The organism is Marinobacter excellens LAMA 842 (assembly GCF_001574445.1).
Classification (GTDB): domain Bacteria; phylum Pseudomonadota; class Gammaproteobacteria; order Pseudomonadales; family Oleiphilaceae; genus Marinobacter; species Marinobacter shengliensis.
In genome coordinates this window covers 33,901-54,391 of record NZ_LOCO01000007.1, presented here as the reverse complement: position 1 = coordinate 54,391, position 20,491 = coordinate 33,901, and the positions used below count along the sequence as shown (strand labels likewise).

Annotated in this window: 22 protein-coding genes; 2 read left to right on the top strand and 20 right to left on the bottom strand. The window is 58.2% G+C overall.

Annotation, left to right across the window (positions count from 1 at the left end; genetic code table 11):
• The first annotated feature begins 95 nt into the window (after window positions 1–95).
• Window positions 96–734: a uracil phosphoribosyltransferase gene (upp, locus tag J122_RS08310; protein WP_058090158.1), complete on the top strand. Its 639-nt coding sequence runs from the start codon at window positions 96–98 to the stop codon at window positions 732–734.
• A 2-nt stretch (window positions 735–736) separates the two neighbouring features.
• Window positions 737–1,990, top strand: a complete 1,254-nt coding sequence (locus J122_RS08305; RefSeq protein WP_061331814.1) for a uracil-xanthine permease family protein — start codon at window positions 737–739, stop codon at window positions 1,988–1,990.
• A 282-nt stretch (window positions 1,991–2,272) separates the two neighbouring features.
• Here J122_RS08305 and flhB read toward each other — a convergent pair whose 3' ends face one another.
• The 20 genes from flhB to J122_RS08205 all read right to left on the bottom strand — a co-directional run bounded on the left by flhB (window position 2,273) and on the right by J122_RS08205 (window position 20,393).
• Window positions 2,273–3,409, bottom strand: coding sequence for a flagellar biosynthesis protein FlhB (gene flhB / locus J122_RS08300; protein ID WP_061331813.1), 1,137 nt, complete (start codon window positions 3,407–3,409; stop codon window positions 2,273–2,275).
• Between the two features lie 2 nt (window positions 3,410–3,411).
• Window positions 3,412–4,197: a flagellar biosynthetic protein FliR gene (gene fliR, locus J122_RS08295; RefSeq protein WP_061331812.1), complete on the bottom strand. Its 786-nt coding sequence runs from the start codon at window positions 4,195–4,197 to the stop codon at window positions 3,412–3,414.
• A 3-nt stretch (window positions 4,198–4,200) separates the two neighbouring features.
• Window positions 4,201–4,470, bottom strand: a complete 270-nt coding sequence (gene fliQ / locus J122_RS08290; RefSeq protein ID WP_061331811.1) for a flagellar biosynthesis protein FliQ — start codon at window positions 4,468–4,470, stop codon at window positions 4,201–4,203.
• Between the two features lie 10 nt (window positions 4,471–4,480).
• Window positions 4,481–5,242, bottom strand: coding sequence for a flagellar type III secretion system pore protein FliP (fliP, locus tag J122_RS08285; protein ID WP_061331810.1), 762 nt, complete (start codon window positions 5,240–5,242; stop codon window positions 4,481–4,483).
• Window positions 5,243–5,246: 4 nt separating this feature from the next.
• On the bottom strand, window positions 5,247–5,693 hold the full coding sequence (gene fliO / locus J122_RS08280) for a flagellar biosynthetic protein FliO (RefSeq protein ID WP_061331809.1): 447 nt from the start codon (window positions 5,691–5,693) through the stop codon (window positions 5,247–5,249).
• A gap of 1 nt (window position 5,694) precedes the next feature.
• Complete coding sequence (gene fliN / locus J122_RS08275; protein ID WP_058090165.1) at window positions 5,695–6,198, bottom strand: flagellar motor switch protein FliN; 504 nt, start codon at window positions 6,196–6,198, stop codon at window positions 5,695–5,697.
• Window positions 6,191–7,189 carry a flagellar motor switch protein FliM gene (gene fliM / locus J122_RS08270; RefSeq protein ID WP_058090166.1) on the bottom strand — a complete coding sequence of 333 codons (999 nt, stop codon included), beginning with the start codon at window positions 7,187–7,189 and terminating at the stop codon, window positions 6,191–6,193. The genes fliN and fliM overlap by 8 nt, the downstream gene beginning before the upstream one ends.
• Before the next feature lie 40 nt (window positions 7,190–7,229).
• Complete coding sequence (fliL, locus tag J122_RS08265) at window positions 7,230–7,733, bottom strand: flagellar basal body-associated protein FliL (RefSeq protein ID WP_061331808.1); 504 nt, start codon at window positions 7,731–7,733, stop codon at window positions 7,230–7,232.
• 180 nt (window positions 7,734–7,913) lie between these two features.
• Window positions 7,914–9,056, bottom strand: a complete 1,143-nt coding sequence (locus tag J122_RS08260; RefSeq protein ID WP_061331807.1) for a flagellar hook-length control protein FliK — start codon at window positions 9,054–9,056, stop codon at window positions 7,914–7,916.
• 85 nt (window positions 9,057–9,141) lie between these two features.
• Window positions 9,142–9,492, bottom strand: a complete 351-nt coding sequence (locus J122_RS08255; RefSeq protein ID WP_061331806.1) for an Hpt domain-containing protein — start codon at window positions 9,490–9,492, stop codon at window positions 9,142–9,144.
• Window positions 9,485–11,278, bottom strand: a complete 1,794-nt coding sequence (locus tag J122_RS08250) for a SpoIIE family protein phosphatase (protein ID WP_227510140.1) — start codon at window positions 11,276–11,278, stop codon at window positions 9,485–9,487. The genes J122_RS08255 and J122_RS08250 overlap by 8 nt, the downstream gene beginning before the upstream one ends.
• On the bottom strand, window positions 11,253–11,558 hold the full coding sequence (locus tag J122_RS08245) for an STAS domain-containing protein (protein WP_058090171.1): 306 nt from the start codon (window positions 11,556–11,558) through the stop codon (window positions 11,253–11,255). Before J122_RS08245 ends, J122_RS08250 begins: the two co-directional genes overlap by 26 nt.
• A gap of 133 nt (window positions 11,559–11,691) precedes the next feature.
• Entirely contained in the window at window positions 11,692–12,135 is a 444-nt protein-coding gene (fliJ, locus tag J122_RS08240; RefSeq protein ID WP_058090172.1) for a flagellar export protein FliJ, read from the bottom strand.
• Window positions 12,135–13,526, bottom strand: a complete 1,392-nt coding sequence (gene fliI / locus J122_RS08235) for a flagellar protein export ATPase FliI (protein ID WP_061331804.1) — start codon at window positions 13,524–13,526, stop codon at window positions 12,135–12,137. The genes fliJ and fliI overlap by 1 nt, the downstream gene beginning before the upstream one ends.
• The gene (locus J122_RS08230; protein WP_061331803.1) at window positions 13,507–14,295 is read right to left on the bottom strand and encodes a flagellar assembly protein FliH; all 789 of its coding nucleotides are present in this window, start codon (window positions 14,293–14,295) and stop codon (window positions 13,507–13,509) included. Before J122_RS08230 ends, fliI begins: the two co-directional genes overlap by 20 nt.
• Window positions 14,295–15,341 (bottom strand): flagellar motor switch protein FliG, encoded by a 1,047-nt coding sequence (fliG, locus tag J122_RS08225; RefSeq protein ID WP_058090175.1) that lies wholly within the window; start codon window positions 15,339–15,341, stop codon window positions 14,295–14,297. The genes J122_RS08230 and fliG overlap by 1 nt, the downstream gene beginning before the upstream one ends.
• A complete protein-coding gene (gene fliF / locus J122_RS08220; protein WP_058090176.1) occupies window positions 15,334–17,037 on the bottom strand; it encodes a flagellar basal-body MS-ring/collar protein FliF in 1,704 nt (567 codons plus the stop codon). The genes fliG and fliF overlap by 8 nt, the downstream gene beginning before the upstream one ends.
• A 15-nt stretch (window positions 17,038–17,052) precedes the next feature.
• On the bottom strand, window positions 17,053–17,421 hold the full coding sequence (gene fliE, locus J122_RS08215; RefSeq protein ID WP_058090177.1) for a flagellar hook-basal body complex protein FliE: 369 nt from the start codon (window positions 17,419–17,421) through the stop codon (window positions 17,053–17,055).
• Window positions 17,422–17,671: 250 nt separating this feature from the next.
• Entirely contained in the window at window positions 17,672–19,129 is a 1,458-nt protein-coding gene (locus J122_RS08210; RefSeq protein WP_058090178.1) for a sigma-54-dependent transcriptional regulator, read from the bottom strand.
• Between the two features lie 25 nt (window positions 19,130–19,154).
• Window positions 19,155–20,393 carry a sensor histidine kinase gene (locus J122_RS08205; RefSeq protein ID WP_061331802.1) on the bottom strand — a complete coding sequence of 413 codons (1,239 nt, stop codon included), beginning with the start codon at window positions 20,391–20,393 and terminating at the stop codon, window positions 19,155–19,157.
• Window positions 20,394–20,491: the final 98 nt, after the last annotated feature.

Genomic DNA, 20,491 nt, shown 5'->3' with positions numbered 1-20,491 from the left:
ACCAGCGCCTGACGCGGGCGCCCAGATACGGTATCCTTGCGCCATTTATTGCATCCGAATTCAAGCCCGAACATTCGAACACACAGGTGACCCCAATGCCGATCCACGAAGTGAAGCACCCCCTGATCCGCCACAAACTCGGCCTGATGCGCCGCGCAGACATCAGCACCAAGAATTTTCGTGAACTGGCACAGGAAGTTGGCGCGCTTCTGACCTACGAGGCGACCAAAGACTTCAACCTGCAGGAAAAGACTATTGATGGCTGGGCCGGGCCGGTGACCGTGGAACAGATTCACGGCAAGAAAGTCACCATCGTGCCGATTCTGCGCGCTGGCCTGGGTATGCTCGACGGCGTGCTGAGCCTGATCCCGGTGGCACGAGTGAGCGTGGTAGGCCAGATCCGTAACGAAGACACCCTGGAAGCTGAAACCTATCTGGAAAAACTGGTGGGCGAGCTGGACCAGCGTATGGCACTGATCATCGACCCGATGCTGGCCACCGGTGGCTCCATGATCTCCACCATCGACCTGCTCAAGAAAGCCGGCAGCACCGAAATTCGGGCCCTGGTGCTGGTGGCTGCCCCGGAGGGTATCGAGAAAGTACTGGAGAAACACCCGGACGTTTCCATCTACACCGCTTCTGTTGATGAGCGCCTGAACGAAAAAGGCTACATCCTGCCTGGCCTGGGCGATGCCGGTGACAAGATCTTCGGCACCAAGCAGAAGGACGTCTGAGCATGCAGGAACACACCAATGAACCCGTATGGAAGCAGTCACTAGCCGGCTCCCAGATGCTACTGGTCGCCTTCGGCGCCCTGGTATTGATGCCCCTGATCACCGGGCTGGACCCCAACGTCGCGTTGTTTACTGCCGGCGTCGGCACCCTGATTTTCCACGTGGTCACCGGTGGCCAGATTCCCATCTTCCTGGCCTCATCCTTTGCCTTTATCGCACCAATCATCGCCGCCAAAGGCCGCTTCGGGCTGGAAGAAACTCTTGGGGGCCTGATGGCGGCCGGCATCCTGTACATCATCCTCGCCGGCGCCGTGCGGGCACGGGGCACGGGCTTTGTCACCCGCCTGCTGCCGCCTGTGGTCATCGCCCCGGTGATTATGACCATCGGCCTTGGGCTGGCATCTGTGGCCGTGCACATGGCCTCTGGACGCACCGGCGACGGCGCCGCCGAACTGGTGCCCTATAATACCGCCATCACCATCGCCATGATCTCCCTGGCCGTTACCATCGTGATGTCGGTCTGGGCCAAGGGCATCTTCCGGCTGATCCCGATCATGTTTGGCGTTATCGTCGGCTACATCCTGTCCTGGTTTGCCGGCATTGTAGACACCACGCCAATTCAGGAAGCTCCGTGGTTCGCCGTTCCCAACTTCGTCGCCCCTGCCTTCAGCTGGGGCGCGATCCTGTTCATGATCCCGGTCGCCATTGCTCCGGCCATCGAACACATCGGCGACGTACTGGCCATCGGCAACGTCACCCGCAAAAACTACCTGCAGAAACCCGGCCTGCACCGCACCCTGCTTGGCGACGGCCTGGCCACCAGTGCCGCCTCCATGCTCGGTGGACCACCCAACACCACCTACTCAGAAGTCACCGGCGCCGTGATGCTGACCCGCAACTTCAACCCGAAAGTGATGTGGTGGGCCGCCGGTACCGCCATCGTCCTGGCCTTTGTCGGCAAGTTCGGTGCAGCCCTGCAGACCATCCCGGTTCCGGTTATGGGCGGCATCCTGTGCCTGCTGTTCGGCTCCATCGCCGTGGTCGGCCTGAACACCCTGATCCGCCACCAGGTAGACCTGTCCCAGTCCCGTAACCTGGTGATCGTAGGCGTAACCCTGGTGTTCGGTATCGGCAACATGGTGATTGGAACGCTGGAAGGCATAGCACTGTGTGCGGTTGTCGCGATCGCACTGAACCTGATTCTGCCTGGCGAGAAAGAAGCCTGGGGTAAGCGAATTCAGGAGCCCAAGGCTTAGTAAATGAAACCGGTCAGGTCGACACGAGCTCGGCCTGACCTCTCTCCCCTAACAGCAGCCGGATTTCCATCCCGGCGCTGTCCGATACAATTCACGACCCCTCTGATTCCTATAGTGGCCAATTCGGTCGCGAGCCGTAGGCATGGCCTCCCAAAAATCTCGAAGGCCATGGATGGCCGGAGCGGAGCGCTCATGGATGAGCTCGTAGCGTTTTTTGGGAGGCCATGCCGACGGATCGCCGCACCAAACCATCAGGCTACAATCAGAGCCAAACTCCAAAATCTAAATATCGCGCCGCATCTCCGGCGGAATCGGAAAATCAGGCATACCCGGTTTGGCCCCGCGCCCCTTGCGGAACTGCCGGAGCTGGAACACATAGGCCAGCACCTGCGCAATGGCCATATACAAACCATCGGGAATCTCCTGCCCCACATCGGTGTTGTGATACACCGCCCGGGTCAGCGGCGGCGTGCGCAGAATCTCCACCTTGTGCTCACGGGCAATCTCCATAATCTTGAAGGCAATCTCATCCGCCCCCTTGGCCACCACCACCGGCGCGCCCATCGAATCCTGGTTGTACTTTAACGCCACCGCATAATGGGTCGGGTTGGTAATCACCACATCCGCTGTCGGCACATCCTGCATCATACGGCGCTGGGCCATCTCACGCTGCAACTGGCGAATCTTGCCCTTTACCTCTGGCTTACCCTCGGTGTCCTTGTACTCGTCCTTCACCTCCTGCTTGGTCATGCGCAGTTTCTTCTGGTGGTCGTAGATCTGAAACGGCACATCAATCATGGCAATGATGATGGTGGCAGAAGAGAGCAGGAAAAAGCTCCAGGCAACAGTCCACATCACATGTTCCATTGCAGGTATGACAGGCTCTTCAGCAATAGCAAGCAAGTCTTCTGTGCGGAGGTCCAGAATGAGAATAGCTACGACAAGTACTAACCCAACCTTAGCGATCGCTTTGACCAGCTCGATCAGGGATCGCATGGAAAACATCCGGCCCAAGCCCTTTATAGGGTCTATCCGATTGAGTTTGGGCGCAATGGCTTTGCTGCTGAACAGCAATCCGCCGATTCCTACAGATCCCGCAATAGCAGCAACAAGAAGCAGAACCATGATCGGGAGCAACGCAACCACAGCCGCTTTGGTAGAGAGTATGAGCTGCACGCTCATATACCGAGTATCGAAAACGGCAGCACGCTCGATAATAAAGGCGTCCCGCATCAGCTCCTCAAGCATGGTGGCTATGCTGACACCAAACATCAGGAGACCGCCTGCACCGGCCAGCAAGACTGCCATCGTCGCCAGCTCTTTTGAGCGCGCAGTTTCGCCGTCATCTCGGGCCTTTTCGAGCCGTCGGGGCGTAGGCTCCTCGGTTTTCTCCTGGCTATTATCGTTCTCTTCAGCCATCGCTACGGTTGTCCTTGCAGCAGTCGCATGAAATCGAAGGTTTCACGAGCGTATTGGTCAAAATGCGGCAGGAAATTGGCGTGCAACACCCAGATAGCGAACAACCCAAAAATCAGGCCAATGGGGAAACCTAGTGCAAAAATGTTCATCTGCGGGGCTGCTCGTGTCATCACGCCAAACGAAATGTTGACGATAAATACTGCCGTTACCGCTGGCAGCGCCAACAGCATCGCAGATGCAAACATCCATGTAATCCTGTGAGCCAGTTCCCAGACCCCCGCCTGGCCGAGTCCCTCCATACCAATAGGCAGAACATAGAAGCTCTCGATAAACACCTCGAACGCCACCAGGTGTCCGTTCATGGCGAGAAACAACAGGGTGATGGTGATGGTGTAGATTTGCGCAAGCACTGGAACGCTCACCCCATTGGAAGGGTCCATCATGGAGGCAAAGCCAAGCCCCATCTGCATGGCGATCATCTGGCCGGCAATCACGAAAAGCTGCCACAGAGCGGTCAGCGCAAACCCCAGCCCGACGCCGATCAGGATTTGCTGCAGGGTGATCACCACGGCATCCGCACTGAACGCCTCAACCTGGGGAACTTCGGGAATCAATGGAGCAATAAGCACGGTCATCAGCAGGGCCAGCCCAAGCCGCACCCGTGCGGGCACCAGCTGGGTACCGAAAATGGGAATGACCATTAAAAAGCTGGCCAGCCGGAACAACGGCCACAGGTGTTGACCCACCCATTGACTGATCAGGTCTGCACTGAGTTCTGCCGGTACCATCCGTCAGCCGATCAGAAATGGAATGCTTGAAATGAGGCCGTTTGCATGGTCCAACAACAATGTCAGCATCCAGGGACCCCAAACGATAATGACTATCAGTGTAATCAGAAGGCGCGGCAAAAAGCTCAGAGTCTGCTCGTTGATCTGGGTTGCCGCCTGAAAGGTACTCACGACCAAACCAATCACCAGGCCCGGCCCGATAATGACAGCCGACAACAGAACAATCATCCAGAGCGCTTCGCGCAAAATGTCGATCACGGTCTCAGGGGTCATGGCTGGCCTCCTATATCCCGTAACTGGCGGCAAGGGTGCCCATGATCAGCGCCCAGCCATCCACCAGAACAAAGAGCATGATTTTAAATGGCAAGGAGATGATGATGGGCGACAGCATCATCATACCCATGGCCATCAGAACACTGGCCACCACCATATCGATGATTAGAAAGGGTATGAACAGAATAAACCCGATCTGAAACGCCGTCTTGAGTTCACTGGTCACAAATGCCGGCATCAGCACCCAGAAGGAAACGTCTTCGGGGGTTTCATACTGCACATCGGCGATGCGCATGAACAACGCGAGATCTGACTCCCGCGTCTGCTCCAGCATGAACCGGCGGAACGGCTGACTGGCCAGCTCCACGGCTTCCAGGGAGGTGACCTCCTCCTGCATATAGGGCTGCAACCCCACCCGGTTGGCCTCTTCCAGCACTGGCTTCATAATAAAAATACTCAGGAACAGTGCCAAACCCAGCAGAATCTGGTTGGATGGCGTTGCCTGCAACCCCAGGGCCTGCCGGAGAATGGCGAAGACCACGATGATGCGGGTGAACGATGTCATCATCATCAACATCGCGGGCAGGAAGGTCAGTGCTGTCATCAACGCCAGGATTTGCAGGGTGACCGAGTATTCCTCGGTTCCGTTTTCTCCAGGCTGCACCGTAAAGGCCGGAATGCCTGGCAGGTCGGCAAAAGCCACAGGCGCCAGCAACAACCCAGGGAACAGCACAAGCAATAGCAGACAGCGTTTGAGCAGGGCCACGGTCATAGCGTCAGTCTTTCCTTTCCGGTGCCGACCAGGACTTGCCGATCATGCCCTGTAACCGGCGGGCAAACTCACCGGTGGGAGGGTTGGCGGAATCCACAACCGGGTGGTCGAACACCTGCAGGGTTCGAATGGTGGAAGGGGTAATACCCAGCAATATCTGTTGGCCACCCACCTCCACCAGGGCAATCCGCTCCCGGGCCCCAATGGCCAGCACAGAGACCACCTTGATCGCGTTGTTATTCATGCCGGTCATGCCGTTCATACGCCGGATCAGCCAGGCACAGCCGTAGATCACCGCGACAACCGCCAGCAACCCAAGGCCCAGGCTGACAATGGTCCCCAGAGTCTCCGGCGCGTTTCGGCCAGCGTCCCGAGTCGGTGCACTGGCCTCCTCGGCGAATGCTGGAACAGCAAAAATAAGGGGCACCAGGCCGTTCAGAAGTCGCACCATGTTACTTCTGCAACCGTTTGATGCGCTCACCCGGGCTGATCACATCGGTCAGGCGGATACCGAACTTTTCATTCACCATCACAACCTCACCGTGGGCAATCAAGGTGCCATTCACCAGCACATCCAGCGGCTCACCCGCCAGTCTGTCCAGCTCAATCACAGAGCCCTGGTTAAGCTGCAGCAGGTTACGGATTGGAATCTGGGTGTTGCCCACTTCCATGGAGATGGTCACTGGAATATCGAGGATAACGTCGATATCCGGAGCTTCCCCGCTACCACCCATACCTGCGTCGTCAGGGAATTCTTCCATCGGGGCGGCACGGACATCCTGCCCGGGCTCATCGGCTCCCTCGGCTTCGGCCATCGCTGCTGCCCATTCGTCCTCACGGCCATCCGCATCGCTCTCTTCAGAACCGCCGGTTTCCTCCATGGCAGCTTCCCACTCAGCAGCCAGCTTTTCGTCCTCGCTGAGCTCCTTATCGTCTTTCTTGTCGTCCTCAGCCATTGCGTCCCACCTTCAGTTGTTTCTTTACTTTGGGCAATGTCGCCCGCTCATGAATTCTCAGCGCCAGCTTTCCGTCTCGGGTTCCCAGCGTGGCCTTGTAGATCGGAATTCCGTTGGCGGTAACCGTCAAATGCTCGGGCACTTCTACAGGGATCACATCCCCGGCCTTCATCCTGGCAATATCCCTAAGTGATATCCTGCGCCGGCAAACCGTTGTATTGATCGGAACATTCACTTCCTTGATGTCTTCCTGCAGGGCGTTGACCCACCGCTCATCAACATCGTCGATATCGCTCTGCACCCCGGCATCCAGCACATCCCGAATGGGCTCAATCATGGAATAGGGCAAAGCAAAGTGCAGCTCACCACCACCGCCATCCAGTTCGATATGGAAGGTACTGACCACCACCACTTCACTCGGGCTGACAATATTGGCCATCGCCGGATTCACTTCCGAGCTCAGGTATTCGAATTCCACCTGCAGGACCGCATGCCAGGCTTCTTTCATGTCGTGGAAAACCTGGTTCAGAACCATCTGGACAATGCGGGTTTCGGTGGGCGTGAATTCACGGCCCTCAATCTTGGCGTGCCTGCCCTCCCCGCCGAAGAAGTTATCCACCAGCTTGAACACCAGCTTGGCGTCCAGAACGAACAGCGAGGTGCCACGCAGTGGGCGCACCTTGCACAGGTTGAGACTGGTGGGCACATACAGGGTGTGAATATATTCACCGAACTTCATGATCTGCACGCCACCGGTGGAGACGTCAGCATTCCGGCGTAAAAGGTTGAACAGGCTGATACGGGTGTAGCGGGCAAACCGCTCGTTGATCATCTCAAGGGTGGGCATACGGCCACGGACGATACGGTCCTGACTGGCCAGGTCGTAGGTCTTTACGCCGGTTTCATCAGTCTCTTCATAGGTATCTATGTCACCGTCATCCACACCGTGGAGAAGCGCATCAATTTCGTCCTGTGACAATAAATCCTGCATACCTGACCCTGCCCTGAGATTCGTTTACCCGATCGGGTACCTATTGCACTACAAAATTTCTGAATAGCACCCGCTTGATCGACGGCTCGCCTTCTTCCTCGAGCACCTGATTCACGGTAGCCAGCAGCTGCTCAGCAAGGGTTGACCGCCCTTCCGGCGTTTGCAGCTCATTGAATTCACTGTTTCCAAGCACCATCACCAACTGGCTGCGAATCAACGGCATGTGCGTTTCCGCCGCGGCCAGGGCGGCTGGGTCCGGCGCCTCAAGTGACAGATGAACCTGGGCATAACGCTGGCGCCCCTGGGCCTGAACTGTCGTCACCAGCGGGCGCTCCAGGTCAATATAGCTGCTGGCGACAAAGGCCGGCTCTGCCGGAGAGGCCTGCTGCTCTCCCTCTCCGCCACCTGGAAGCCCCCCGCCAAGGAACCAGAGCGTTCCTGCGACCGAAAGCGCAACCGCCAGAACAATGATCACCACCAGCATGATGATGAGCTTCAGTTTACCTTTCTTGGCGGGTGCCGGTGCAGCAGTGTTCTCAGCCATAATGTCCGCTTTGTCAGATTTTTGTCAGTCAGGCAATCTGCACCTGACTTTCCATGATTAATGCAAGGGGCGGGCCAGAACTCCCATCCCCCCGGTTCAGAACCGCAGTTTAGCGTTGCCGGAGGGGATGGGCAAAGAGGATTGGAGAGTTAACGCAAAGCGGTCAGAAAACGAACAAAATCAGGCAAACACATCCACCTCACCCTTCCAGGCCAGGTCGAGGCCAGCCATCTCTTGCAGGGACTCATCCGTATCTCCGGTCAACGGCCCGCCACTTGCGCCAGCCGACGCATGCTCTCCGGAACCATCTCCCTGCTCACCACCCTGCCTGCCCGGCTGGTCGGAAACATCAAACTGACTCAGAGACAAACCCTGCTCCCCCAGCATATCCCGCAGCCTGTGGGAGTTGAGTTCCAGCTGCTCCCGTACAACCGGGTTGGCGGCATGCACGGTGATGTTGGCCTGGTCATTCTGCACCCGAACCTTTACCTCCATCGGTCCCATATCCGGCGGCGTCAGGTGAATTTCTGCCACAGACATGTTTCGGGCGGTCAGCCAGCTGAGCTTGCCCATCACCTTGTCGCCCCATTCCGCCTGCCCCACGGGCACTTCTACCGATGTGGCATATCCCTTCAGGGGCACAGCAGCCTCTGCCGCCAGCCGTGCGGGCTGGGCCGCCTGTTGTGAAGCAACCTCGAGGGCTGCCTGGAATCTGGGGGCCGACAACAGGTTGGCGGGATCAACCGGTCTTGTACTTTCACCGGCCACGCCGGCCGACAACAGGTCAGTTAATTGCGTACTCAGATTCATGGTGGCGGTAGCCGGGCCTTGTTGTCCGTTCTGGCCACTGATGGCGCCTTGCATGCCAGCCATCGGCATCAGGGCGGGGTTCATCAGGGGATCGGCATCCGTAGCCGGCAAGGCATTGCCTGCTGGCGTTAGCAAGGACTGCAGACTGGCGAAGGTCATGGTCACTGCATCAATCTGGGCAGGATCGTCCTGTTCGGCCGCCGTGCGCTGTGAACCAGGCTCTTTACCCGCTGTAACCGGGGCGCCCGGCTTATCGGCACTTTCCGAGGCAGTGGACTCTTTGGGCGCATTGACGTCTTTCTTGTCGGCACGCCGGGCTTCGCGCTTGTCCTGAACCGCTCGGCTCTGGTCCTGACGGTCTGCCTGCTTTTGGTCCAGGCGCTTCCTTTCTGCGCGGGAGACCTCGTCAAACCGAGATTCAGAGCCGGAATCCCGATTGCCCGCCGGTTTGTTAGTCGCTGTGTCCTTCTGTGCCCCTGGAAATGGCGCTTGGGGAAGAATCATCTGCTGCATGGCAACCTCTTGCCGCTTTATCAACCTGAGTTACCCGCAATCGGGCTCTGAGCAGAAGATTGCAAAAGCGATGCCAGAACAAGCCTCAGGTTGATTCACCAAAGGGTGTCAGCCGTGTGGTTACCTCTGAGAATTCCACCTCTATGGCTTTGACAATGGGTTCTGCTTCATCCAGGTTGCCAGCTTTACCCGCCTGCTCAGCCTCCATACACAATGCCCCGAGACACGGCGCACCGATATTGATACAGCTGCCCTTGAAACTATGGGCGGTTTTGGCAAAGGCATCGGCGTCGCCTGCTTCCAGGTTCTGCCTGAGGCTGTCTAGGCGCGTTCGCGAGTCTGCCAGATAGGTCTGAATCAATACTTCAAACTCATCTTCCATGACATCCTGCAATTCAGCCAACGCCTCTTCGTCAAGATGTGGTTTGTCAGTCATCTGCAATCCTCTGCGTATCGTTGTGGCCGGAAGGCGCATTGTCGGCGAGTGCGGTTGACTCCCAATCATAAACGATTTCTACATGATTGCCGCGCCCATGCACCCTCAACTGCCGGGTCATCCGGCGCAATAGTTCAAGGCCGCGGCCCGCGTAACGTGTACCGGGCGGTAACCTCTGTTCCAACACCTTCTCAGAATAACTCTCAAAATCAAAGCCCTGCCCGCTATCCTCACAAACCACATGCAACCGACCGCCGGTATCCGTGGGCTGATGGCTCAGGGCAAACCGGATATAGTGGCCGTTGGTATGGGCCAGTCGACGTCTTCTTTCTTTGTAGTAGTGGCCAAATCCGTCGGGGGATGTTTTCCAATCCGACGGCAGTTCGAGCACGCCGTGTTCCAGGGCGTTGTTGTAGAGCTCGGACAACAGGGTGTAAACCTCACCGCTCTTGCGACGAAGACCAGGGACTTCCATACAAATGTGGAGCAGTAGGGGTAGCGGATTGAAATCCGCTAGCGTTCGCTCTCGCACTTCATAGACACAGTGCCAGTCGACCGGCCCGGACAGCGCCGATTCCGGCGCCCGGTCATTCCGTGCCTGGAGCTGTTCGTGATGAATGATTTCCAGCGCACACAGCGTCAGATCATCCGCGGCATCCGGTTTTCCGGTGAACATCCGGATGTGCTCCATCAACGCATCAAAGGGCTCCTTTGGTGGATCAAGATCCGCCAGAACCCGGTGTACGCCTGCTTCCCCGAATTGCTCACCCCGGACATTCCGTGATTCCGGGAAGCCATCAGTCATGATGACAACCTGGTCACCAGGTTGCACAGGCAGTACCGTCATGGAGGCCTGGAACTGATCGGGGGCCTGAACCCCCAACGGCAAATGCCGGGAGGGGATGGTCAGGTGTTTGCCATTGGCACGCACCAACCAGCCATCCGGCAATCCGCCATTCCAGGCGCGCAGCTGGCCCAGCTTGAAATCAGCATCGAGCATGGCCCCACAACAGAACATCCCCACCGGCAGGATCTTTTTCAGCTTTCGATTGATCTCAGAGAGAATGTCCGCCGCGCCAAACCCCTTGGTTGCCATGCCGTAGAAAATCTCGGCAACGGGCATCGCGCCGATGGCCGCAGGCAAGCCATGGCCAGTGAAATCTCCCAGAAATATCAATGTACCGCCCCCGGGACGTTCCGCCGCAAACAGTACGTCACCATTGAAGACAGACAGCGGGGAAGCGTGGTAGCGAATATGGGGGGCATTCAGGCATCCGGTATGGGCAACGTTGTCGAATACCCGCCGGGCGACCATCTGTTCCTCGACCAGTTGTTCGTGCTGTCGGCGGATCTGGTCCCGCTGGTCTGATAACACCTGGTGCATCTTGCGCATGCGATTGAAGGCATTGATCTTGGCTTCCAGGATCACCCGGTTATAGGGTTTCGCCAGAAAATCGTCCCCCCCAGCCTCCAGGCAACGAGCCAGCTCAGCGGCATCGGACAGGGAGCTCAGGAAGATCAGGGGGACCAGGCGTTCACCGGCCAGGGCCTTGATCTGCCGGGCCGCCTCCATGCCATCCATCCTGGGCATCAGCGCATCCAGCAGGACGATATCCGGCTGATGATCACAGAACATGGCAACCGCCTCTACGCCGTCCCTGGCCTCAACAACTTGATGGCCAAGTCGCCGAACCAGGGCAGAGAGGATCAGCCGGTCACTGTCGCTGTCTTCAGCGATCAGTACCTTCAGGGCGTCGGCCTCAGCCGATGCTGAAGAGTTGCTCAAAATTGGAGATAGAGAGGATGCGCCGGACATCGCTGTTGCAGTTCTCGATAGAGATACTGGCACTGTCTCCACCGGCATGGTCCCGCAACAGGAGCAACATACCCAGGGCGGAGCTGTCGAGGTAAGTGGTGTCGGAGAGGTCGATCACATAACGGTTGACGCTGGCATCACTGTGCTCATAAGCGTCTCGGAAGGCCTGATGAGTGCTGAAATCGAAACGGCCCTCTACCCGGATTGTCAGAGTCTGACCGTCGTCACTCCGGCGCGTTTCTATTGGCATTCCGTCACCCCCCGGCCCCTGTGTTCAACGATCATGGCAGTTCTCCCTGTTCAGCTTCTACCGTATCTGGGTAAGCATAGCCAAGTTAGCGAAAAATGCATCTGACATTACTGATTGAGATCAACCCGGCATGTCATCGATTTCGGCGGGCGAAGGCACGGCCGGCGGCTTCATCCGCCAACTTCTGATCCTTCATGTCCTGGTCCCGCTGTTCCTGTTGGCGACAGGATTCAATGTACTTTTCCATGCCCCGACGTCTCTCCCAGGCCTGCTGCCACTCTTTGCGGCGAACCTCGAACACCTGCTCGGCCTGCTGCAACTGGCGGTTCTGCTGGGCAATCACCTGATCGAGCTGGGCAATAAAGGCTTGCCAGGCCTGCAAGCGAGCCACGGGCACCACCCCCTGCTGGTTGGCACGGATCTGGTCACGGTATTCCTGCTGATAGCGTTCCAGGTTTTCCACCTGTTCCCGATGCGCTTCAGCCAGCTTGCGGGCCTCACCCATGCGCTCCAGAGCTTCCTGCTCCTTACGTTCTTCCAGGGCGAGTACCGGTTCCAGCCGCTTCGAGCGTAACATTAACCTTCACCACGCTCAGCGGCGGGGTTATGAACGGCCGTCTTGCGCCGTTCTGGCGAGCGGCGCTCCGGAACCACCTCCAGCAACTGTTCTATGCTCTCGCTCAAGGGGGCGGACTCGTTCAGCCCCTGTTGCAGGAATTGCCGCATATTACCGATGTGCTGAATTGCAAAGTCAGTTTCAGGGTCAGAGCCCTTGACATAAGCACCCACACTGATCAGATCCCGAGCCTGCTGGTAACGGGAATACACCTGCTTGAACCGCTGGGCGCGGGAGAAATGTTCGGCTTCGGTAACCTGAGGCATGACCCGGCTGATAGACGCTTCCACATCGATGGCCGGGTAATGGCCCTCTTCGGCCAACCGGCGGGACAACACAATATGGCCATCCAGAATCGCCCGGGCAGCATCGGCAATCGGATCCTGCTGGTCATCGCCTTCTGTCAGAACGGTATAAAAGGCGGTGATGGAGCCACCACCTGGCCGTCCGTTGCCGGTCCGTTCAACCAACTGTGGCAATTTTGCGAAGACCGAGGGCGGATAGCCTTTTGTGGCGGGCGGTTCCCCCACAGCCAGGGCGATCTCACGCTGGGCCTGAGCATAACGGGTAAGCGAATCCATCAACAGCAGCACCCGCTTCCCCTGATCACGATAGTACTCGGCAATACGGGTGGTCAGCATGGCGGCTCGCAGCCGCATCAGCGGCGAATCATCCGCCGGGGCAGCCACCACAACCGAGCGGGCCAGACCTTCCTCGCCCAGAATGTCTTCGATGAACTCCTTTACCTCCCGACCCCGCTCACCAATCAGGCCAACCACGGTGATATCGGCGTCGGTAAACCGGGTCATCATGCCAAGCAGCATACTTTTACCCACACCGCTGCCGGCGAACAGCCCCAGCCGCTGGCCCTGGCCCACAGTCAGCAAGGCGTTGATCGCCCGGATACCCACGTCCATGGACTGCCGAACCGGAGCCCGGTTCAGTGGGTTAATGATGTCTCCAGTCAGCTGGACCCTGGCCTCAGCCTGCAAAGGCCCTTTGCCATCCAACGGATCGCCGGCACCGTTCACTACCCGCCCCAGCATTTGCGGGCCGACCGGCACCAGGCTGGCCGATGACAGTGGAATCACCCTGGCGCCGGGCTTCAAGCCTTCGATGGCCGTTAGCGGCATCAGGTAAACCTTGTCTTCCTCGAAGCCAACCACTTCTGCTTCCACACTGCCGCTGCCTTCACCCTGAATGATGCAACGATCACCCACGACCATCGGGCAGCCAACACACTCGAGGGTCAGGCCCACCATGCGGGTCAGTCGACCAGACAATTCCGGTTCGGGTTCAGCAACAATGGCGCCCTGAAGCTGGCGCAGGCGTTCAGCCAGGCGGTAGGTCATCGTCCTCGCCCTGTTCTTCATCTTCGGCGCCGGCGCGATTACTCAACTGCCCCTCAAGCATGCCCTGTACCGCCTTCTGAAAGCGTTTCTCAACGGTGTAGTCCACCAGACTGTAGCGGGACTCTACTTTACATCCGCCAGGCATCAGGGTGTCGTCTTCGATGATTGAGGGACTGACTTCCAACCGTTCGGCCACTTCGCGAACCGGCTCAAGATCATCCGGGTGAATATGTATTCGGAGGTTATCGGCGGTGGAAGGCAAGGCCGCAAGGGCTTTACGGACCACCTGGCGAATCTGGGAAGAGTCCAGGCTCAGCTCCCGGTAAACCACCGCCCTGGCCAGCGCGGTGGTCAAATTGACCAATACAGATTCCAGTTCTTCCTCATGGCGCTGGATCGGCAACACCAGTTCGCCCAGCAAATGCTCCAGGCGACCAACCCGGGATTCCACTTCCTTTCGAGTCGCTTCTTCGGCCTGCTGCTGGCCCTGTTCCCGGCCCTCTGCTTCGCCGGCCTGAAGCCCCTGCTGGTGCCCCTCGGCACGGCCTTTCTCAAAGCCTTCCTGGTAGCCTGCCTCCCGGCCTTCCTGAAAGCCGTCTTCCCTGGCGGCCTGACGAATCTCTTCAAGATCCGCCGCTGTCAGCGGTTTGACTTCCTGCTCCTGAACCACCTGGTTGCCCCGTTCATCAAGCAGGGGAAGTTCCCACCGTTCCCAGGCGGTCAGCTGTTCTTTCGGAATGCGCTTGGTGTCCTGGTCTGAATCTTTCATCACATCATTTCTTCACCGGCACCACCAAGGGAAATCTCACCGGCTTCCGCCATCCGGCGTGCCACGGTAATGATGTCTTTCTGGGCGGCTTCCACCTCGCTGACTTTCACCGGACCCTTCGCTTCCAGATCGTCCTGCAGAAGTTCAGCGGCACGCTTCGACATATTCTTGAAGATCTTGTCCTTGACCGCATCATCAGCGCCCTTAAGGGCAACCACCAGCACTTCGGAAGATACTTCCCGGAGCAGCGCCTGAATGCCGCGATCGTCCACTTCCTTGAGGTTGTCGAAGACAAACATCAGGTCTTCAATGGTTGAGGCCAGATCCGGGTCCATGTCCTTGATGGAGTCCATCAGGTTACCTTCAATGCCACGGTCCATGAAGTTCATGATATCCGCCGCCCGTTTGACACCGCCAATCCGACTGGTCTGGGCTGCGGAACCGCCAGAGAACTGTTTTTCGAGAATGTCGTTGAGCTCCTGCAGGGCCTGGGGCTGGATGCTTTCCAGAGAAGCTACCCGCATCATGACATCAAGCCGGACTTTTTCATCCAGGGTTGCCAGAATTTCGGCGGCCTGGTCCGGATCAAGGTAGGAAATGACGATGGCCTGAATCTGGGGGTGTTCGTAACGGATAATATCGCCAACGGCCCGCGGCTCCATCCATTTCAGGGTATCCAGGCCCGTGGTGTTGCCGCCCACCAGAATCCGGTCAATCAAACTGGCGGCTTTGTCATCGCCCAGGGCCTGGGTCAGCATGGCCCGGATGTAATCGTCATTACCAACCCCGAGCCCGGTCTGGCCGCCCACGGCTTCGACAAACTGGTTCAACACAAAGGTGACGTCGTCTTTACTGATATCCCTCATCTGGGCCATGGCAACGCCCACACGCTGTACTTCTTTCGGGCCCATGTGTTTGAGCACCTCGGCGGCATCTGCCTCGCCCAGGGACATCAACAGTATGGCCGCCTGCTCGACACGCGGAATCTTGCGCTGCTGTTTTCTGGGGGTGTTATCCCCCTGGAACTGAGCGTTCTCTTCAGTCATCGACATTCACCCACTGGCGCATGACCTGAGCAACCCTGGCCGGGTCTTCCGCAATCAGGCCTTTGAGAGCATTCAATTGCCTATCATAACTGTCTGTGGCACCCGGCAAAAGCAGATCATCCTGAGCTGACATGGCGTCTCTGAGCGCATCGCCGCCCTCGATTCCATCCAAGCCACCGTAACCACCACCGTCAGATTCATCACTGCGCTCTTTGGTTCCCGCGCCAGAAAGGCTCTTGAGCGCGGGCCGTAGCAAGCCTAACACCAGAATCAGAATCACCAGGCCGGCCAGAACCTGCTTCATCAGGTCCCAGAACCAGGGCTGCTCCCAGAATCCAGGCGTCTCAAACTCCACCGATTCTTCCGGCGAAAACGCCGTGTTCATAACCGTCACACTGTCGCCTCGGGCGGCCGAGTAACCGACCGCATCCCGCACCAGCATACTCAGGCGCTGAAGTTCGGATTCCGGCCAGGGCTCGTAGGTAACCTGCCCTGTTTCCGGGTTCACCACCTTCATGTCATCCACTGCCAGGGCAACGGTTACCCGCTTGATACCGCCCAACTGCTGACGTGTATAGCTGACGGTGCGGTCCAGTTCATAGTTTCGGGTGGATTCACGACGCACATTCACCGGAGGTGCCGCGGGAGCACCATCACCTTCCTGGCCCGCTGCCTGTTCGGGCACGGTTGCATTGCCCGGGGGCTGGTTGCTCAAGGCGCCCGGAATGCCACCGTTCGCACCGGCACCGCGTTGTTCACTCAGCTCCCGTTCGCTGCGCACCGCCTGCTGTTCCGGGTTATACAGTTCTTCTGCCCGCTCCACGGCGGAGAAATCGAGATCTGCGGTGACTTCCGTACGGAAGCGTCCAATGCCGACAATCGGGGCGATCATTGACGCCACCCGGCGCGAAAGACGGTCTTCAACCCGCGCCGTATACTCGTACTGGTCTTTCATCTGGTCGGCATTAGCCCGGGTTTCGTCCCCGGTCAGCAGATTGCCGTTCTGATCCACCACCGTGACCTGTTCCCGGCTCATCATCGGCACGCTGCCGGCGACCAGGTTAACAATGGCGCGGATCTGTTCCTGTTCAGGCCGGCGACCGGCAAACACTTCCAGGAACACCGACGCCGTTGGCTCTCGGGCATCCCGGATAAACACCGAACGCTCGGGAATGGCCAGGTGTACCCGGGCATTGCGTACACCACGCATGGTGGCGATGGTGCGGGCCAGCTCACCCTCGAGACCACGGCGATAGCTGATGGTTTCCATGAACTGGGAGGTACCCAGCCCCCGGTCCTGATCCAGCAACTCGTAACCGATGGTACGCCGATCGGTCACCCCTTCGGCGGCCAGTTTCAGGCGGGCGTTATGAACTTCATTAGAAGGAACCAGGAGCGCGCCAGTGCGCGGATCCATCCGGTACTTGATGCCATTGCTGTCCAGAATGGTCGTGACATCCTGTGGGTTGTAAGCAGAGAGATCCCCCACAACCGGCTGGTAGTTGGGCTCCTGGGCCCAAAGCACCACGGCAACCCCTAGCGCAACACTGGCCGCCAGGCCGACCATCAGGCCAACCTGTCGTAACAGATTCAGGCGGTTGAAGCCCAGCAGAAGGTTGCTGCGGCTTTCAGGTGCATCCGCGTCCTGGGTTGCCGGCACGTCAGTGGCAGTGGTTTGTGCTGGTACGCTTGCCATGCTGGTGCTCCGTTATCAGATCGGCATATTCATGATGTCTTCGTACGCTCGTACCACCCGGTTACGCACCTGGGTGAGCGCCTCGAAAGACACACTGGATTTCTGGGCGGCAATCATCACTCGGGTGATATCGACATTGGGGTCGCCCATGTCGTAGGCCGTGCGCAGGTCGCCGGCCTGCTTCTGGGCATCATTCACACTGTTGACCGCATTGCCCAGCATATCGCTGAAACTGGGAATTTCCCGGGGTTCCTGAACGTTGCGCGGGCCGTCAACACGGCCACGAACCGATTGATCCTGCTCAATACGCTGGTTCTGCATCATCTGGGAACGCAGGGAACGGATATCTGACAGAACACTGTTGATGTCGGCACGCTGAACCATATTTCTCTCCACGCTAACCAGGCTAAGCCCTCGGGCTTCACTTGTTCGTTACATGGATATGGCTAAGCAAATGACAGGCCAGAAACACTTTATCGTTTCAATTCAATAGATTGAGTAGCATTAATGTCAGAGAGGGTTAATCAGTGACGGACATTTGACGAAGACAGGTAGCAAGGACAGGCGTATAAAAACCGGCACCCCGTAGGGTGCCCGAAGGAGTATAGGTCTAGACAACAAACAAAAACGGCTTTCAGGCCAACGCAAGTTCGGACTCAAGGTCGATTCCGGCATCGCGCATCTGGGCCAGTTTGTAGCGGAGCGTTCTTGGGCTGATACCCAGCTGCTCTGCGGCCCGGTTGCGACGGCCCCGTTCTTTCCTGAGCGTCTGGATAATGATACGGAACTCCTGCTGTCGCAGATCATCCCCCAGTGAACCGGCCTCGTGAAGCTCCTCACTAAGCGTTTCCGGTGCCGACTCCATAGGAACGGAATGGAGGGGGTCGGGCTCTGACGGCTGGTGATTAATCTGTGGTGCGACACTGTGCAAACCCGGTGAGCCGAAATCGGCCCGGCCAGTGATCCCCAGCTCCAGGCATAAATCACCCTCGTGAATCACATTGCCCTGCTGCAATACCAGCGCCCGCTGAATGGCATTATCAAGCTCGCGAACATTACCGGGCCAGCGGTGGCTGATCAGTGCCTTGCGCGCATCCTCCGCCAGAGCAATACCGGTAAGCTTCATTTTACGGCAGTGCTTCTTGAGCAGGAATTTGGCCAGCGGCAGTATATCCAGCGGTCGCTCCCGCAGCGGCTGCCAGTGCATGGGGAACACCGTTAGCCGGTAATACAGGTCTTCACGGAACTTGCCCTCACGGACGTAATCCGCCAGGTCGCGGTTGGTGGTTGCCACGACACGAACATCCAGCGGGATGGTTTTTCGCCCGCCTACCCTCTCCACTTCACGCTCCTGCAACACCCGTAGGAGTTTAGACTGCAAGCCAAGATCCATTTCGGAAATTTCGTCCAGCAGGATGGTGCCGCCATTGGCCTGCTCGAACTTGCCCGGGGACGACGCCACCGCCCCGGTGAAGGCGCCTTTCTCGTGACCAAACAGTATGGCCTCAAGCATGTTCTCGGGAATGGCGGCACAGTTAATCGCCACAAAGGGCTGGTCTGCCCGGGGCGACTGCTGGTGAATATAGCGGGCGAGCACCTCTTTACCGGTGCCGCTCTCGCCGGAGATCATGACCGTGGAATCGCTGCCGGCAACCTTCGCCGCCAACTGGAACATTCGTTTGCTGATAGGATCTTCCGCCACCGGTTCGTCACCGGATTTGGGTTTTGCTCCGCCAACCACCCTGGTGACCGCCTCCACCAGAACCTGAGGCTCGAAGGGTTTGACCAGATAATCAATGGCTCCGGACTGCATGGCAGACACCGCGTGGCTGATCTGGCCATAGGCAGTGATCAGCATCATCGGCAGCCCGGGATAATGACGCTGTACTTCCGCCAGCAGCTCGTGACCAGACATTCCCGGCATGTTGACGTCGCTGACCACCATATCGACGGGGTCGCGAGCCAGGGCGGCAAGCGCCTCCTGGCCGCTGGCAGCTTCCCGCACCCGGAACTTTGCCAGCTCCAGGGTGGTGACCAGCGCCTCCCGCAGGTCCCTGTCATCCTCAACAATCAGAATCTGGGCCTTCGCCATGGTATCTGCCTCCAACGTCTATTCGTTATGCTCTGTCGGCCAGGGTCGGCAGCTGCAGTGTCGCCACTGCGCCGCCCTGCTCCGGCGAGAAAATAGAAAACCGGCCATTATGGGCCTTGACCACCGCCTGCACCACGGCCAGGCCTAGACCGGTGCCGTGAGACTTGGTGGTGTAAAATGCTTCGGTGATCCTTCCAGACTGCTCTTTCGAAAAGCCCGGGCCATTGTCCAGCACCCGTATCTCCATACCTTGAGCGGAGGACGCCAGCTGAACTTGCACGTCGGTGGCACCGGCTTCCAGGCTGTTGTTCACCAGGTTCATGCAGGCGCCGACCAGGGCATCCCGGTTGCACATCAAACGGCACTGCTCATCAATCCGGCTATCCAGAGCCACGGTAACGCCACTGGCGGGCTTGAGGCCCTCCACAGCCGCTGACAGGGAGACCACCAGCTTGCCGGCCGACAACTCCTCCGCCAGGCGGGTTTCGCCACGGGCGAAAATCAGCATGTCCCGCACCTGCTGCTCCAGGTGAGTCAACCTCGACATCAGTCGTGAAGCGCACCGCTGACGCAGCTCTTCGTCCAGATCCGGCTGGCTCAGGTGACCGCCGTATAAAATGGCGGCAGACAACGGAGTGCGGATCTGATGGGCCAGGGACGCCACCATCCGGCCCATGGCAGACAGGCGCTGGGCATGTGCCAATTGCGACTGCAGCTGCCGGGTCTCGGTCAGGTCGGTTAACAGAATCAACTGGCCGGGCTGGTTTTCCATGGTCCGGATTTCAATGCTGACGCGCCGGCCATCTTTGAGGGACACTTCGTGACCGTCATCGCTGCGGGGAGAAAAGCAGCGTCGGATAACATCCACCCAACGCTCGCCATCCAGGGGCTCCCCCAACAGCGCAATGGCCGCCGGATTGCACTGGCTGACCACGCCTTGCTGATCCAGCACCACCACGCCAGCCGGCAGGGCCTTGAGCAGAGTCGACAACCGGTCTGCCAACTGTTCCTTTTCCTCCAACTCCTGTTGACGCTGAAGCGTCTCGTGGGAGAGTTCACCGGAAAGCTGGTTTACGCGGGATTCCAGGGTTCGGTAGGAGTCGGTAATCTGCCGGGACATGCGATTAAACAACTCAAGCGCAGAGTCCACGGCCTCATCACCCTGTTGTGGAAACAGAGCGGTGACCTTGTCATTAACATCAGCAGCGGCATTGGCACCTGACTTCTGGTGACCGGATTCCATGGCAACGCGTGCGTGACTCATAACCTTCCCCCTGACGAGCCCTGACCGGGCCAACGGATCTTTCGTTCAGGTTTGGTAAAGCCAACACTGTGCCAACTTGAATTTTATTATATTTTTTA